This window comes from Nonomuraea sp. B12E4 (genome assembly GCF_039871825.1).
In the GTDB taxonomy this organism is placed as follows: domain Bacteria; phylum Actinomycetota; class Actinomycetes; order Streptosporangiales; family Streptosporangiaceae; genus Nonomuraea.
In genome coordinates this window covers 1-15,693 of record NZ_JBDPME010000064.1, presented here as the reverse complement: position 1 = coordinate 15,693, position 15,693 = coordinate 1, and the positions used below count along the sequence as shown (strand labels likewise).

The 15,693-nt window shown below is 70.8% G+C and carries 10 protein-coding genes; 6 read left to right on the top strand and 4 right to left on the bottom strand.

The window, feature by feature from the left end; genetic code table 11:
- From ABGB18_RS49030 to argH, 6 genes are all read left to right on the top strand, one after another.
- Positions 1–2,099 (top strand): AMP-binding protein (locus ABGB18_RS49030; RefSeq protein ID WP_347702606.1); only part of this gene is annotated, 2,099 nt, incomplete at its 5' end.
- A gap of 5 nt (positions 2,100–2,104) precedes the next feature.
- Positions 2,105–2,686 (top strand): NAD(P)H-dependent oxidoreductase, encoded by a 582-nt coding sequence (locus ABGB18_RS49025; RefSeq protein ID WP_347702608.1) that lies wholly within the window; start codon positions 2,105–2,107, stop codon positions 2,684–2,686.
- Between the two features lie 457 nt (positions 2,687–3,143).
- Complete coding sequence (locus tag ABGB18_RS49020; protein WP_347702605.1) at positions 3,144–3,935, top strand: GHMP kinase; 792 nt, start codon at positions 3,144–3,146, stop codon at positions 3,933–3,935.
- Positions 3,913–4,965 carry a pyridoxal-phosphate dependent enzyme gene (locus ABGB18_RS49015; protein ID WP_347702604.1) on the top strand — a complete coding sequence of 351 codons (1,053 nt, stop codon included), beginning with the start codon at positions 3,913–3,915 and terminating at the stop codon, positions 4,963–4,965. Before ABGB18_RS49020 ends, ABGB18_RS49015 begins: the two co-directional genes overlap by 23 nt.
- Entirely contained in the window at positions 4,962–6,212 is a 1,251-nt protein-coding gene (locus ABGB18_RS49010; protein WP_347702603.1) for an ATP-grasp domain-containing protein, read from the top strand. The genes ABGB18_RS49015 and ABGB18_RS49010 overlap by 4 nt, the downstream gene beginning before the upstream one ends.
- A 1-nt stretch (position 6,213) precedes the next feature.
- A complete protein-coding gene (gene argH / locus ABGB18_RS49005) occupies positions 6,214–7,704 on the top strand; it encodes an argininosuccinate lyase (protein WP_347702602.1) in 1,491 nt (496 codons plus the stop codon).
- 68 nt (positions 7,705–7,772) lie between these two features.
- Here the strand turns inward: argH and ABGB18_RS49000 are convergent, their stop codons facing one another.
- The 4 genes from ABGB18_RS49000 to ABGB18_RS48985 all read right to left on the bottom strand — a co-directional run.
- Positions 7,773–9,647 (bottom strand): ABC transporter ATP-binding protein/permease, encoded by a 1,875-nt coding sequence (locus ABGB18_RS49000; protein WP_347702601.1) that lies wholly within the window; start codon positions 9,645–9,647, stop codon positions 7,773–7,775.
- 13 nt (positions 9,648–9,660) lie between these two features.
- Positions 9,661–10,674: a 2,3-diaminopropionate biosynthesis protein SbnB gene (gene sbnB / locus ABGB18_RS48995; RefSeq protein ID WP_347702607.1), complete on the bottom strand. Its 1,014-nt coding sequence runs from the start codon at positions 10,672–10,674 to the stop codon at positions 9,661–9,663.
- A gap of 14 nt (positions 10,675–10,688) precedes the next feature.
- Positions 10,689–11,789 (bottom strand): 2,3-diaminopropionate biosynthesis protein SbnA, encoded by a 1,101-nt coding sequence (gene sbnA / locus ABGB18_RS48990; protein ID WP_347702600.1) that lies wholly within the window; start codon positions 11,787–11,789, stop codon positions 10,689–10,691.
- Positions 11,786–15,693: amino acid adenylation domain-containing protein (locus ABGB18_RS48985; protein WP_347702599.1), on the bottom strand; the 3,908-nt coding region annotated here is incomplete at its 5' end. The genes ABGB18_RS48985 and sbnA, both read right to left, overlap by 4 nt.

The following is a 15,693-nucleotide window of genomic DNA, read 5'->3' as shown; positions in this document are numbered from 1 at the left end:
TCACCCAACTCCTCCACCGCACCCGCACCACCAACCTCGACGCCTACACCCACCAAGACCTCCCCTTCGACTACCTCGTCGAAGCCCTCAACCCCAACCGCTCCCTCGCCCGCCACCCCCTCTTCCAGATCATGCTGGTTCTCCAGAACGTCGCCTCCGTGGACTACTCCGGACTGGACATCACGGACGAGGAGATCCACAACCCGATCTCCCGGTTCGACATGGTCATCGAGGTCAACGAGCGCTTCGCGGAGGACGGTTCGGAGCTGGGCCTGGAGGGTTTCATCCAGTACGCCGACGACCTGTTCGACCAGGCGACGATGGAGTTCTTCGTCGCCGCGTGGCAGCGCCTGCTCGCGGCGGCGACCGCCGATCCGTCGCTGCCCGTCGACCGGTTGCCGGTTCTGAGCGATGCGGATCTGCACGAACTCGTCGTGCTCAGGAACGCCACGGCACATCCGAGGGGCGAGCTGGAGGTCACGGAGGCGATCAGCGCCCAAGGCCGGAGCCGGCCCGAGGCCGTCGCCGTCGTGACCGAGGCGGGGCAGGCCGGTTACGCGGAGGTGGAACGGCGGTCCGAGGCCGTCGCGCTCCTGCTGGAGGAGCGTGGCGTGCGGGGCGGGGAGATCGTCGCGGTGTCCGTGTCGCCCCGTGCCGGGCTGGTCGAGGCCGTACTTGGTGTGCTGAAGGCGGGAGCGGTGTGTCTCCCGGTGCCCGGTGGTGAGCAGGGGGGACGCGTCGCGGCCGTCCTGGCGGATGCGATGCCCAATCTCGTCGTCTGCGACGCGGACGCCCACGACACGCTGCCCGCCGGCGCGCCGCGCCTCCTGCTGACCGAGGAGATCATGGCCGAGGCGAGCGCTCGGGTCAAGGCGGGCACGCGGGCAGTGGGGCGCCGCAGGAGCGGCGGGTTCTCGGACGGAGCGTTCGTGATCTACCCCGCCGATCCGGGCCGCCGCCTGCGAGGGGTCATGATCACCCATCGCGGGCTGGCCAATCGGGTGGAGTGCCTTGCCGGCGAGCAGCAGGACGAAGCGGTCCTGCGGCTGCCGGGTGGGCCGGTGTCCATGGACGACTACGCGAACCTGGCGGCGACCCTCATCCGCGGCGGCACGGTGGTGCTGGGAGGCGAGGACCCCGCGCCCGACCCCGGGGCCGATCTCGCCTCGCGGCAGGCACGCGTCGCGCGCGGTCACGGGTATGCCGAGACGAGCGGCATCTGCGTCGCCGTGCGCCACTCCGCCGAGCGGCCGCCCGCGCCCGGCGTGCCCGTGGCCGGCGCGCCGCTCCGCAACACGCAGGTGTACGTGCTGGATCACGCACTGCGCCCCGTCCCGTACGGCGTGGTCGGCGAGTTGTACGTCGCCGGGGACGGGCTCGGGCTCGGCTACGTCAACAGGCCGGCCGAGACCGCGGAGACGTTCGTGGCCACCCCCTTCGGACCTCCCGGCGCGCGCATGTTCCGGACGGGAGACCTGGCCAAATGGACCCGCCAGGGGGATCTGCACATCGTCGGCCGGGCCGAGGACCAGGTCTCGATCGGCGGCGTGCCGGTGAACCCGGCGGAGGTCGCCGCCGCGCTGGAGGGTTGCGCCCTGGTGTCCCGGGCCTTCGTGGTGGCCGATGCGGACGCGAAGACCGGCCTGCTGGCCTACGTCGTACCGGAGGAGCCTGCGGCCGGCCCCTCGGCGATCAGGCGCCAGGCGTCGGAGGCGCTGCCCGACTCGCTCGTTCCCCGCCATGTGGTGCTGCTGGAGGCTCTGCCGCTGACGCCCGACGGCACGGTCGACAGGACCGCGCTGCCCGCGTACACGGCTACCCGCGAGGAAGCACGCGGACCCGTCGGCGAGCGGGAGAGGATCCTGAGCGGGCTCTTCGCCGAGGTCCTGGACATACCCGCCGTGGGCCGCGACGACAACTTCTTCGACCTCGGCGGCCATTCCCTGATGGCCGTCCGCCTGCTCACCCGAATACGCAGCGTCATGGGCGTCGAGTTGCCCCTGCGCGACATGATGATGAATCCGAGCGTCGCGGGCATGGCGGAAGCCCTGGACGGGGCGGCGAAGTCGAGCCGGCCGCCGCTGCGGAGAATGCGGTGAGCGACATGGGCATGATCACGGTGGTGGCGCTGTGCGGAAGCCAGTCGGCGAATTCGTCCACTGAGAGGCTGTTGCGCGTGGCGGCGGCTCACGCCGAACTCCTGGGCGCCCACGTGATCTTCTACTGCGGCGAGCAACTGCGGCTGCCGCTGTACGGCTCGCCGGCTCACCAGCCGGCGGCGGACGATCTCCTCGCCTCGGTGGCGGCGGCGGACGGCGTGCTGCTGGGGTCTCCCTCCCATCACGGCTCGGTGTCCGGCCTGCTCAAGAATGCCCTGGACTACCTGGAAGAACTCCGGGACCACCCGAACCCGTACCTGAACGACAAGGCGGTCGGTTGCGTGGCCGTGGGCTCGGGCGTTCAGGGGCCGGTCAACACGATGCGCGCGCTGCGCGATATCGTGCATTCACTGCGCGGCTGGCCGACTCCGCTGGGCGTGGCGGTCGACAGCGCGACGGCGCTGCCCGGCGGCACGCCCAGCCCGGCCGTCGAGCCGAAACTCGCGCTGGTCGGCAGGCAGGTGGTGGAGTTCGCATTGGCGCGCCGGGCGGCTCACAACGGCCTGGCGGTCCCGCGATCAGCCTGACCGAGCCCCCGATCCCCGATCGTCCCGCAGTCGCTAAGTCATTCCTAAAACAGCGCTAACAGGCGGCCGTTCGCCCAGGTAAAACCCGGAGATTTCGCCGGGTGGAGAAAAGGCGAGTTTCGATAAGGTGCAATTCGGAGCTGTACGGACGAGCCGGCGCCCGCATGGCGGGTTTCGTCGGAACGTGGACCGGAAAGCGACGGCAGGTAAATAAGGGGGCAGCTTGAGCAGCCATCCAGGTATCGGAAATGGATTCGGGAATGACCGGACGTCAGGTGCTGAAGTCGTTCCCCGAGGCACCCTGCTAGCTCCCCCCGAGTTCGATCGTGCGGCCCATGGCCGGATTTCCCGCGAGGGACACGGGATCGCGCACGGTCACCACGGTGAGCTGCTGCAGGGTGTGTTCGAGTGGTCCGACGGCCTACACAGGGGACTCGTGACGTTGCCGTGCCCGACGATGGGTACCGAGGTGACCGTCCGCGTCTCCGAGGAGACGCCGACGTGGACGGTGGATCCCCCGTGGAAGACCAAGGCCCTGAGGGCCGCGCAGGCCACCGCCGAGATCCTGGACATGAAAGCGGCCGGCGGGACGGTGACGGTGCGGAGCAACATCCCCACGGGCTTCGGCATGGGGTCCTCCACCTGTGACGTCATCGCCACGATCAGGGCGGTACTGAACGCCTGCGACCGCAGGCTGCCGACCAGCCGGATCGCAAGGATCGCGGTCCAGGCCGAGCGCGCCGCGGACCCGCTGATGTTCGACCGCATGCTGCTGTTCGCCCACCGGGAAGGTCTGATCATCGAGGACTTCCGCGTACGCATGCCACAGATCAAGGTGGTGGGTTTCGCTGCCCGCCCCGACCCGGTCGACACCCTCACCTTCGCGCCGCCCCGGTACAGCTTGTGGGAGATCGAGAGCTTCCGGGCGCTGCGCGGTCTGCTGCGCCGGGGTGCGATCGAGGGGGACGTGGAGGCCCTGGGGCGGGTGGCCACCGCGAGCGCGCGCCTGAACCAGCGGTTCCTGCCGATCGAACACTTCCCGAGGCTGCTCCAGATCATGGAGGATTCCCGGGCGGCGGGCATTCAGGTGGCACACAGTGGCAGTGTCGCCGGCCTCGTCTTCGACGCCGCCGACCCCGATCTCGCCCGGAAGACGGAGCTGGCTCTGCGCGGGCTCTTCCGGCTCGGTATCTCCCAAACCTGGCAATTCTCCACGGAAGGGGACGATGAGCGCGTTCCGGAGCCGTGAGCCGTTCACGGACGCCGTCGAATCGACGGTCCTGCCCCGGCTCATCCGCCTGTCGGGTGGCGTGTACGCCGCCGCGTTCCAGCTCATGAAGCTCATGCCGGCGCAGTTCGTGCTGCGGCGCGCCCTGGAGCAGGGGCAGCTGACCGAGGAGACCACCGTCATCGAGACCACGTCGGGAACCTACGGGCTCGGCCTGGCGATGGTCTGCCGCCGGCTCGGCCTCCCGCTGATCCTGGTCGGCGACCCGGCCATCGAAATCCACCTGCGCCGCCGGCTGGAGGCGCTGGGCGCCCGGGTGAGCATCGTCAGCGGGCAGGCCACCCGCAGTGGCGGCATCCAGCAGGCACGCCTCGACCGCGTGGCACGCCTGCGTGCGCGCCATCCCCGTTCCTTCACCCCGGGACAGTACGACAATCCGATGCACATCAACGCCTACGGGCGGGTCGCCGAACTCATCAGCGAGTCCTTCCGCCGCCTGGACGCCCTCGTCTGCCCGGTCGGCTCCGGCAGCTCCTCCACCGGCATCGCCGGATTCCTCCGGCTGCTCTGGCCGGAACTCGTGCTCATCGGCGTCGACACCCCCGGCAGCGTCCTGTTCGGCGCGCCGAACGGCAGACGGCGGCTGCGCGGCCTCGGGAACGGGCTCCTGCCGAAGGTGCTGGACCACTCCTTGTTCGACGAGGTGCACTGGGTCCCGGCCGGGGACGCCTTCGAGATGACCCGGCGGCTGCACGCCGAGCACACGCTCTACATGGGTCCGACCAGCGGTGCCTCCTACCACGTCGCCCAGTGGTGGGCACGGCGCAACCCGGGTGCCACGGTGCTGGCCGTGATGCCGGACGAGGGGCACCGCTACCAGCGGACGGTCTACCACGACGGCTGGCTGCGCCGGGAGGGGCTCGCCGACGTCGAGGTCGGCCCGGAGCCCCTGGAGATCGCGCATCCGGGCGATCTCCAGGACGTCTGGAGCCGGTATCCCTGGAGACGGCGCACCCGCCGGGAGGTCGTGGAGGCGGTGGAGGCCAGATGAGCGACCGGGTACTCGCCCTGGTGGAGAGCAACACCTCCGGAACCGGCCGCCTCTTCGTGCGGCGAGCCCGAGAGCTCGGCCTCCGCCCCGTCCTGATCACACAGGACGCCTCCAGGTACCGCTTCGGGGACGACCAGCCGGAGATCGTCCCCGCCCGGACGGACGAGGTGTCCGACGTCCTTCGCGCGTGCGAGGAGCTGGCCGCCGCCGGACACCGGCACGCGGATGTCCCGCTGGCCGGCGTGGGCACCAGCTCGGACTACTACGTGGAGGTCGCGGCGGCCGTCGCCGGCCGCCTCGGGTTGCCCGGGGAGGACCCGGCCGCGGTCGCGGCCACGCGTGACAAGGAGCGGCAGCGCGGGCTCCTGCGGACCGGTGGCGTCCCGGTGCCGCGCTTCGCCGCCGTGTCCTCCGTGGACGAGGCCGCGGCCGCGGTAGCCCGGCTCGGTGCGCCGGTCGTCGTCAAGCCCGTCTCCGGCAGCGGGAGCCGCGGCGTGCGGCTGTGCGGCTCCGCCCCGGAAGCGGTCCGCTACGCGGGCGAACTACTCGCGGTACGGACCGACGAACGCGGTCGTCCGGTGCCCGCGCGGATCCTCATCGAAGGTTACGTCCCCGGCGAGGAGTATTCCGCCGAGCTCTTCGACGGCGCCCCCGTGGGCGTGACGCGCAAACACCTCGGCCGGCCCCCCTACTTCGTCGAAGTGGGCCACGACCACCCCGCGAAGCTCTCCCGGCAGGACGAGGACGACCTGCGCGACGTCGCCCGGCAGGCGGTCGCCCGGCTCGGTCTCTCCTTCGGGCCCGCACACGTCGAGCTGCGCCTCGGGCCCGACGGACCAGTGATCATCGAGGTCAATCCGCGGCTGGCGGGCGGCTGGATCCCCCGGCTCGTCCACCAGGCCACGGGTGTGGACCTGATTCAGGAGACCGTACGCGCGTTCGCCGGCCTGCCGCCGCGCCCGCCCCGGCCGGCTCCGGCCGCTTCCCTGGCGAGCTCGATCCGCTTCCTCGTCCCGGACGAGGAAGGAGAGCTGGTCGCCGTGCACGGGACGGAGGACGCCACGGCGGTCCCCGGCGTGACAGAGGTGCGGATCTACAAGGAGGCCGGGAGCGCGCTCCGGCTGGAAGGCGACTTCCGCGACCGCCTGGGCCACGTCATCGCGCTGGCCGGCACCGCCGAGGCCGCCGGTGCGGCGGCCGGGGAGTCGCTGAGCAGGCTCAGGACGGAGATACGGACGGGATCGTGAGATGACGGCGACGACAAGTGGATCGGACACCGGACGCCTGACGACCGCGCTGGATCCCACGCTCCAGCGCATGCTGCTGGAGCCCCGCTGGGAGCGGGCCGCGCCATGGAGGGCCGAGCTGGACCGCATCACGCGGGTGGACCTGGCCCATGTGGTCATGCTCGCGGAGCGGGGGATCGTGCGGCGCGAGGCGGCCGCGGCCCTGCTGGCGGCCGTCACCGACCTGCGCCGCCGGAATTTCGGGCCGATCGAGGGCCGCCCGGCGCCCCGCGGCCTCTACCTCGCGTACGAGGGCTACCTGATCGAGACCCTCGGTGAGGAGGTGGGCGGGCTGCTGCACACGGGACGCTCCCGCAACGACCTCAACGCCACGTGCCTGCGCATCGGCCTGCGCGAGCCCCTGGCGGAGCTGGTGCTGCGCCTGATCAGGCTCGAACTCGTCCTGCTGAACCGGGGCAGGAGGTACGGCGAGTCCGTCATGCCCGCCCACACCCATTTCCAGCCCGCGGTGCCCATCACCTACGGTCACTATCTGGTCGGCCAAGCCGGCGCCCTGGCCCGCGAGGTGGAGGCGCTGCTGTCCGCCGGGGACGGGCTGGCGTCCTGCCCGCTGGGCGCCGGAGCGGTGGGGGGCACCTCCATCCCCATCGACGCGAGCCGGACGGCCGAGCTGCTCGGGTTCGCCGCGCCCGTCCCGAACTCGGTCGACGCGGTCGCCGCGCGCGACCTGGTGCTGCGCATCCTGGCCGCCGCGGCGACGCTGGGCGTGCTGCTGAGCCGGGTCGCGACCGACCTGCTGCTGTGGTCGACGGAGGAGTTCGGTCTGCTCAGGTTGCCCGACGATCTGGTGGGCTCAAGTTCGATGATGCCGCAGAAGCGCAACCCGTTCGTGCTCGAACACGTACGGGGCAAGGCCTCGGCGGCGCTGGGGGCCTTCGTCGCGGCCGCCACGGCGATGCGCGGCGAGCCGTACACGAACTCGATCTCCGTCGGCACGGAGGCGACCGGGCACGTCTGGGACGCGCTGAGCGAGAGCACCGAGGCCACCACGATCTTGGTCAAGGTGCTGTCGGGGACGACCGTGAACGCCTCGGCCATGGAACGGCGCGCCAACGACGGCATGACCGCGGCGACGGCGATCGCCGAGGAGATGGTCCGGCGCGGCGTGCCCTTCCGGCGCGCCCACCACGAGGTGGGGCTGGCCGTGCGTCTCGTCCTGGACGGGGCGGCGGGCTCGCTCGGCGAGGTCCTGGCCGACCGGGGCCACTTCGAGGCGCCTGAGGACGTGCCGGACGACGCGGCGAGGGTGTGCGCCGCCGCCGACTACGGCGGCGGCCCCGGTCCCCGGTCCCGCGCCTGGGCGGTCACACAGGCCCGCCGGAGCGCGACGGCCCACCGGGCCCGCCTGAACACCTGGACGGCGTCGTGGCGGGACGCGGACGAGCGCCTGGCCCGGGCGGTGGCCGAGATCACGGGTACGTCGCCGGTGTGACGGCCCGGGCGGTGGCCGAGATCACCGGTGCATCGCCGGTGTGACGGCGTGCCCGCGCCCCGGAGCTCTCACAAGCGCCAGCGGAGCCAGCGGGCCGACACGATCAGGCCGAGCAGCGCCATCCCCCCGAGCACGACGAGATCGACGGTCAGCGCCGTCCCCACGTCCCCGTTCATGCTCCTGCGGACCGCGTCGGCCGCGTACGTCGGCGGCAACGCCCACCCCAGGACCTGCAGCGGCGCGGGGAGCGCCGCGGCCGGGATCATCACGGGCGCGATCAGCAGCAGCGCGAAGACCAGGATGTTGGTGACGATGGCGATGATGTCCACCCGGGCGAACAGGCTCCCGATCATCATGCCCAGCGACGCCAGGGACAGCGCCGACAGCGGCAGCACCAGCAGCAGGAGCGGCGACGGTGCCAGCTCCAGGTCATACAGCAGCGCGCCGGCCACCATGGGCGTGAGCAGGCCCGGCGTGATCAGCAGGAGCCGCGACAGCATGAGGGCCGAGATGAAGGACACCTTGCTGATCGGCAGCGAGGCGTAGTACATGATCGTGCCCTCGGCCTTGAGCATGCCGACCCGCTGCGCCAGGTTGCTCACGTTTTCGGTGGTGAGGGCGAAGACGGTGGCTCCGCTGATGATGTAGAGCATGCTCGCGCGGTCCGTCAGGCCGGTCCCGATCTTCGTCATGCCGAACACCATGGCGAGCGGCATGAGGACGCCGAAGAGCACGTTCCAGACCCACGTGGTGCGGGCTCCCAGCATCTGCTCCAGCCACAGGTGGCCGAGCTCGCGCGTCCGCCGGCCGATCAGCTCGCGTACCTGGGTCCCGCGTGGACGGCGAACGGCGGGGTGGATGTCAGCGGGACGGAGGGCGGCGGGGGGATCCTCAGCGGGACGGCGAGCGGCGGGGACCTCGGGTGCGGCCAGGGAGTCGCCTCCGGTGGCCTCCAGTTCGAGATACGCCTCCTCCAACGTGGGCCGGGCCACGCGGAAGTCGTCCACGCGCTTCAGTCCGACGTCGGACACCACCATGTCCATGAGGGTGCCGACCCGGTCCGGTTCCGTGTGGATGACGTACTGTGTCGTCGCCCGGTGTGGGTTCTGTGCCGTCGTCCGGCAGGTGTTCTCCCCGTCCGCGCCGCCGGCGGTAAGGGTGCCGAAGGCGGCCAGCCGCTCGGTCTCGGCGTGGGTGAGCGCCTCGCCCTCCTTCAGGCGCAGGTCCAGGCGGACGTGGCCGCCCAGGTGCTCCTTGAGCTCGCCGGGCGTCCCCTCGGCGACGATCCGGCCGTGGTTCATCACGGCCACCCGGTGGACCGCCCGCTCCGCCTCGTGCACGTTGTGGGTGACGAGCAGGACGGTCGTCCCGTCCTGCTCGTTACGGCGCCGCAGCGCGTCCCAGACCATGTGGCGGCTGCGCGGGTCCAGTTCGTTCGTCGGCTCGTCCAGGACCAGCAGCCGCGGCTTGCCGATGAAGGCCATGCCGAGGTTGACCAGCCGCAGCTGGCCGCCGCTCAACCGGTTGACATAGCGGTCGGCGTAGGCGCCGAGGCCCAGCTCGTCGAGCAGCTCGTCGGTCTGCCGCCGGGCGGCCTCGCCGGTCAGCCCGCGGAGCCGGCCGGTGTAGGCGATCGCCCGGCGTACCTCGATGAGCCGCATCGCGAGCCCCGTCTGCGGCAGGAAGCCCACGATGTGCTTGACCGCTTCGGGCCGCCGCACGACGTCCACGTCCGCCACCCGGATCGAGCCCGACGTCGGGGTGAGCAGGCCCAGGATCTGCATGACCATGGTCGTCTTGCCCGCGCCGTTCGCGCCCAGGAGGCCGAAGACGTGCCCCGGTGAGACGGCCAGATCGAGGTCGACGTTGGCGTGCACCAGAGCGCCGCCCTTGCTCCTGTAGGTGCGGGTGAGGCCGTTGATCTCGATGAATGCCCCGTCCATGGAGTCGGCCCGGCTAGCTCGCGGGGAAGAAACCCGGTACAGGGCTTCCTCCCCCGCGCTCGGCCACGCTGTCGTGGACCCACTTGCCGACGGCCAGGTCGAGCACGCCCAGCCCGAAGGGCGAGAAGACGACCGCCCGCCCGGGGTCGCGGGTGAACCGGCCCTCCAGCACGTCCACCAGGGTGCCGTCGACGAAGTCACGGTGACCGAACCGCTCCTCCGCCAGGTGCAGGGAGGTCCCCTCGCGCATGACGTGGTCGACGTCGTCGGTGACGTTCTGGGCCGCGGCGATCAGGGACGGGTCCAGGTCCCGGAGCGAGACGTGCAGCACGGTGGGGGCGTGCCGCAGCACCGCGGGATCGTCGATGTGCGGGGTGCCCGCCACAGTCGCGAGGATCACCAGGTCGCACGCGGAGAACGCCTCGCGGACGTCATCGACGACCTTGACGTCAGGCATGTCGTCCTCCCGCAGGGCACGGGAGAACCGCTCGGCCGCCGCGTGGTCGAGGTCGAACAGCCGGAACCCGCCGATCCCCCAGCCGAGCTCCATCAGGAACCTCCTGATGTGGTCGGCGATCAGCCCGGTTCCGACGAAGCCGACCCGCTCGGCCCGCCTGGCGCCGATCAGCTCCTGCGCCGCGAGCGCGGCGGAGGCGGCCGTACGGCTGGCCGAGATGACCGAGGACTCCAGGCAGGCGTACGGGAACCCGGTCTCGACGTCGTTGAGTACGAGCACCGCTGACGCGCGCTGCAGCCCGTGGCGGACGTTCTCCGGGAAGCTGGCGATCCACTTCACGCCGGCGACGTCGAAGCCTCCTCCCAGGTAGGCGGGCAGAGCGATGATCCGATCCCGCTCCCGCCCGGGGAAGCGCAGGAAGCTGCTGTGCGGCAGGGCCGAGTCCCCGCGGGCATGCGCGAGGTAGGCGGCACGCACGGCGGCCAGGCAGGCCTCCCGGTTCCCGTCGATCTGCTCGGTGACCTCGGCGCCGCGTACGACAAGGAGGGATTCGGGCGGGGCATAGGGCATGTTCACTTCTCCAATCACACCGACACCGGTGAGGTGACCAAGAGGTTGCCGATCCGCTCCGGGTAGGCCTCGGCGACCCATCGCGGGTTGTAGACGGTGCCGGCATAGGCGTTGCCGCGGTCGGCGCACAGGAACACGACACGGGGACGAGGCCCGCGATAATCGGCGAAATACCGCTGGATCGCGGCGTACACGGCACCGCTGGACCCGCCCGCGTAGATTCCGTGACGCCGCCACAGCCGGACGCATCCGGCGACGCTCTCGTACTCGGGGACGACGACGAGCTCGTCGATGAGCGCGTGCTCCAGCAGCGGGGGGACGATGCTGGAGCCGATGCCGGGGATGCGCCGCCGGCCCGGAGCCCCGCCGAAGATGACGGAGCCCTCGACGTCGACGGCGATCACGCGTAGCCGCGGGTGCGTCTCTTTCAGGCGCCTGGACAGGCCCACGATGGTCCCGGCCGTTCCGACGCCGACGAAGGCGTAGTCGATCCGGTCGAGGGAGCGGCACAGCTCGGCCGCCGTGAAGCGGTAGTGCGCGTCGGCTCCGTCCATGTTGGCGTACTGGTTCGGCCAGAAGCAGTCGCGCAGTTCGTCGCGGAGTTCGTGCACGCGGTTGAGCCGCGACTTCAGATACCCGCCGGTGTCATCGAGGTCGGTCACCTTCTCCACGCGGGTGCTGATCGCCCGCAGGAAGTTCTCGGTGGTCCTGTTGACGTTGGGATCGATCACCGGGATGAACCCGAGACCGAGCGAGGCGCAGAAGGACGCGAGCGCGATGGCGAAGTTGCCGGAGGACGACTCGACGAGAGCCGACTTCTCCGTGATCTGCTCGCGCAGGATCGCCTGGCGCAGGATCCACAGCGCCGATCGGTCCTTCGCGCTGCCGGAGAAGTTGCTGAACTCGAGCTTGGCGAAGAGGTCCAGCCGCTCGTCGGCCAGGGGGACCAGCGGAGTCGGCGCCATTGTCGCGGCCAGCGACTCCACCTGCTGTTTCAGTCCTGAACCCATCCCTGTCCGTTCGTGGTCCGGCGTCGGCCGGATCGGGCCGAGGACGGGGATGCCCGGGTCGGGGAGCCGGTCCCCGCCCTGGCCGAGCCGGTCTGCCTGGGTCACGAGGCGCTCCCCGGCGCGGTGCCGCCGGTCGGCGGGGTCAGCCTCCGGGCGAGGACGGCACCGATCTCGGCGATGGCCGGTTGCTCCATCATGTCGTTGTGCTCGCCGGGAACCGGGTGCCGTTCCACCTGTCCGGTGACGTAGGGCGCCCAGCCGTGGTGCGGGCCGTGTCGTTCGGATCCCGGGTGTTCGGCGGAGAAGAACAGCATGTCCCCCTTGAAGACCTCGGGCTCGGACTCGCGGACGATCGCTCGGGTGGTGACGGCGGCATCGACGAACGCCGGGAATATCCACTCGCCGAGCTGTTCCCAGCCGCCGTACTCCTCCCGCAGCAGCGCCAGAACGCCTTCTCTGTCCCACTCCCGGCCGTCGGCCCGCCCCAGGAACTCGACGATCCGGTGGAGGACCGCGTCCTCGTCGTCGTGGCTCTGCCCGCGATGCCATTCCGGGACATAGGAGTCGAGGAGCGCGAGCAGGGCGACCTCGTCGCCCTGCCGCTGCAGCGCGGTGGCCACGGCGTGCGCGACGTTCCCGCCGGAGGACCAGCCGAGCAGCCGGTACGGCCCGCGCGGCGCGACCGACCGGATCCGCGCGACGTAGTCGAGCGCCATCTCCTCCACGGAGCGGGGCGACTTGTCCGGCTCCAGGATCCCGCGCGCCTGCAGGCCGTAGACCGGGACCTCGGCGGGAACATAGCCGGCGAGCCGGCGGTAGACCCAGCTCAGGCCGTAGAGCTCGTGGACGCAGAAGAGCGGCGGCTCACTGCCCTCCGCCCTGATCGGCAGCAGGACGGCCACGTCCTCCCGGCTGTTCCGCCCGCCGATCCGATCGGCCAGGGAGGCGACCGTGGGGGCCTCGAACACGGCCTTTATGCTCAGCTCGCCGCCCAGCTCGGCGCGGACCCTGCTCATCAGGCGGATCGCCAGCAACGACTGGCCACCCAGTTCGAAGAAGTCGTCGTCGATGCCGACCTCGGGGATCCCGAGGATCTCGCCGAACAACCGGCACAGGACCTCCTCGCGGCGGGTCCGCGGCGCCCTGTGCGCCCTGCGGTCCGTACGTCCAGGGGCGGGCAGCGCGCGGCGGTCCAGCTTCCCGTTGGGTGTCAGCGGCAGCGCGTCGAGCACGACCAGCGCGTCCGGAACCATGGAGGGGGGCAGGCGATCCCTGAGGTGTTCGCGTACGTCGTCGACCAGGCGGGCCGGGTCGGACCAGCGCGGGACGGGCACGGGAGCGGCCGTCTCGCGCGCCTCGCGCACGGCATAGAGGGTGACCAGGTGGGTCCGGTCCAACGCGGAGGTGCTGCCGGTCGCGACCTGGAAGCCCTTGGCCCGCAGGAGTTCCGTGATCTCGTGGAGGCGGTCCCCGACGTCGTGCACCTCGGCGACGATCTGATCGATGATCGGCCAGTGTGCGTCCTCGATCCCGCGCAGGATGTCCCGCTCGCTCTTCTCCGCGTCGATCTTCAGCAGGTCGATCCGGTCCACGCCGGTCTCGCGGATCAGCTGGGACAGCGTCCGTACCTCGCAGGAGACGATCTCCTGCCGCATCCGGTCGGTCACCAGCTCGTCCATCAGGGTGCGCACGTCCTCCGCGCCCGGCGCCGCGGCCTCCTCCCATGCCTGTTCCGTGTACGCCTTGACCACGGCCCGGTCCTCGTCCTCGTCCGCGTAGAGCCCGGAGAGGATGGAGAGCTCGGGGTAGTAGGCGAACTCCACCGTCCCCGCCGTGTCGGACAGGCCCATCGGGTGCAGCCGCGCGTTGACACCATGGAGCTCGGCGTTGAGTGCGAGCACCTGGAACAGGTCCGGGATCGGCTCGAAGGAGTGCACGACCCCCTTGGGCGCCCGTGCCGCGACGTACAGCGTGAACATGCCGATGTGCGCGCCGACGTCGAACACGCACGCGTCCTCGGGGATGGCGATGCCGTTGCGCAGGTACTCCTCGCCCTCCCAGATCTCCTCGCGCAGGAACTCCGTCTCGGACCGGTTGCGGTAGAAGACGCATGTACCGTCGGGGAACGTCAAGTGCGGCACACCCTCGGCGCGCCCCGACCTCTCCAACGTCAGCAGCGTCCGGACCGGGGCCGCACTCGTCCGGTCGGGGACCAGGTAGCCGATGAGCCGCTGCTCGCCTCGCCTGTCGACATCGACGGTCACGGCGGCTTCGGCGAGAGCGTCATGGGTCAGCATCGTGCTCTCCACCTCGCCGAGTTCGATGCGCACTCCGCGGAGTTTGACCTGGTGGTCGACGCGGCCGAGGAAGTCGAGGGTGCCGTCGGGAAGCCGGCGGGCGAGGTCGCCGGTGCGGTAGAGGCGGGTGCCGGGGGTGCCGTAGGGGTTGGCGACGAAGCGTTCGGCGGTGAGGGCGGGGCGGTCGTGGTAGCCGCGGGCGAGCTGGACGCCGGCGATGTAGAGCTCGCCGGGGACGTTGGGCGGCAGTGGCCGCAGATGCTGGTCCAGCACGTACATCTGGGTGTTCCAGACCGGACGGCCGATCGGGACGGAGGCGCCCGGCAGGTCCGCGGTGCAGTGGAAGGCGGTGACGTCCACCGCCGCTTCCGTCGGCCCGTAGAGGTTGAAGAGGTCGGCGTCGAGTGAGGCGCGGAACCGCTCCGCCAACTGGGCGGGCAGCGCTTCTCCGCTGCAGATCACCCGCTTCAGGGTGCGGCACGCCTTGGCGGCAGGTTCCTGGAGGAACGCGGTGAGCATCGACGGTACGAAGTGGATCGTGGTGATCCGCTCGCGCTGGATCAGCGCGGCCAGGTAGTCCGGCTCGCGATGCCCTTCCGGTTTCGCCATGACGAGGGTCGCGCCCTCGATGACCGGCCAGAAGAACTCCCAGACGGAGACGTCGAACCCCGCGGGCGTCTTCTGCAGGACCCGGTCCTCCGGCGTGAGCCCGAACTGGGCCTGCATCCAGGCCAGGCGGTTGGCGATGGCCGCGTGGGAGACCATGACGCCTTTGGGCCGGCCGGTGGAGCCGGAGGTGTAGATGAGGTAGGCGGTGTGGTGGGGGTGTGGGGTGGTGTTGGGGTTGGTGGTGGGTTGGGCGGTGATGCCGGGGTCGTCGTGGTGGAGGGTTGGGGTGCTGGTGGGGGGGAGTTTGGTGGTTTTGGTGGTGATGAGGAGTTGGGGTTGGGCGTCGTTGAGGAGGAGGTTGATGCGGGTGGGTGGGTAGTCGGGGTCGATGGGGAGGTAGGCGGCGCCGGTTTTGAGGATGGCGAGCAGGGTGGTGAGGAGGTCGGTGGTGCGGGGGAGGGCGACGGCGATGTAGGTGTCGGGGCCTGCGTGGTGGTGGGTTATGAGGTGGTGTGCGAGTTGGTTGGCGCGTTCGTTGAGTTGGCGGTAGGTGAGGGTGGTGATCCCGTCGGTGACGGCGATGGCGTCGGGGGTGGTGGCCGTTTGGCGGTGGAAGCGTTCGACGATCGTCGTGTGGGGTTGTGGGGTGGTGGTGTTGTTGTGATCGGCGAGGATTTGCCGGCGTTCTCCCGGGAGGAGGATGTCGAGGTCGCTGATGGGGGCGTCGGGGTGGGCGACGGCGGCGGTCAGGAGGGTTTGCAGCCGGTGGATGAGCTGTTCGACGGTGGCGTGGTCGAACAGGTCGGTGGCGTATTCGACCTTGCCCTCAATGCCGTTGGGGGCACCGGTGTCGTCGTGGCGATCGGTCAGGAAGAAGGCGAGATCGAACCGGGAGATCGAGCCGGGGATCTCCTCCTCCGTGATGTCCAGATCTGAGTAGTTCACGGACGCGACATTTTGGAAGGCGAGGGCGATTTGGAAGAGGGGGTGGCGGGCGAGGGAGCGGTTGGGGTTGAGGGCTTCGACGAGGTAGTCGAAGGGGAGGTCTTGGTGGGTGTAGGCGTCGAGGTTGGTGGTGCGGGTGCGGTGGAGGAGTTGGGTGA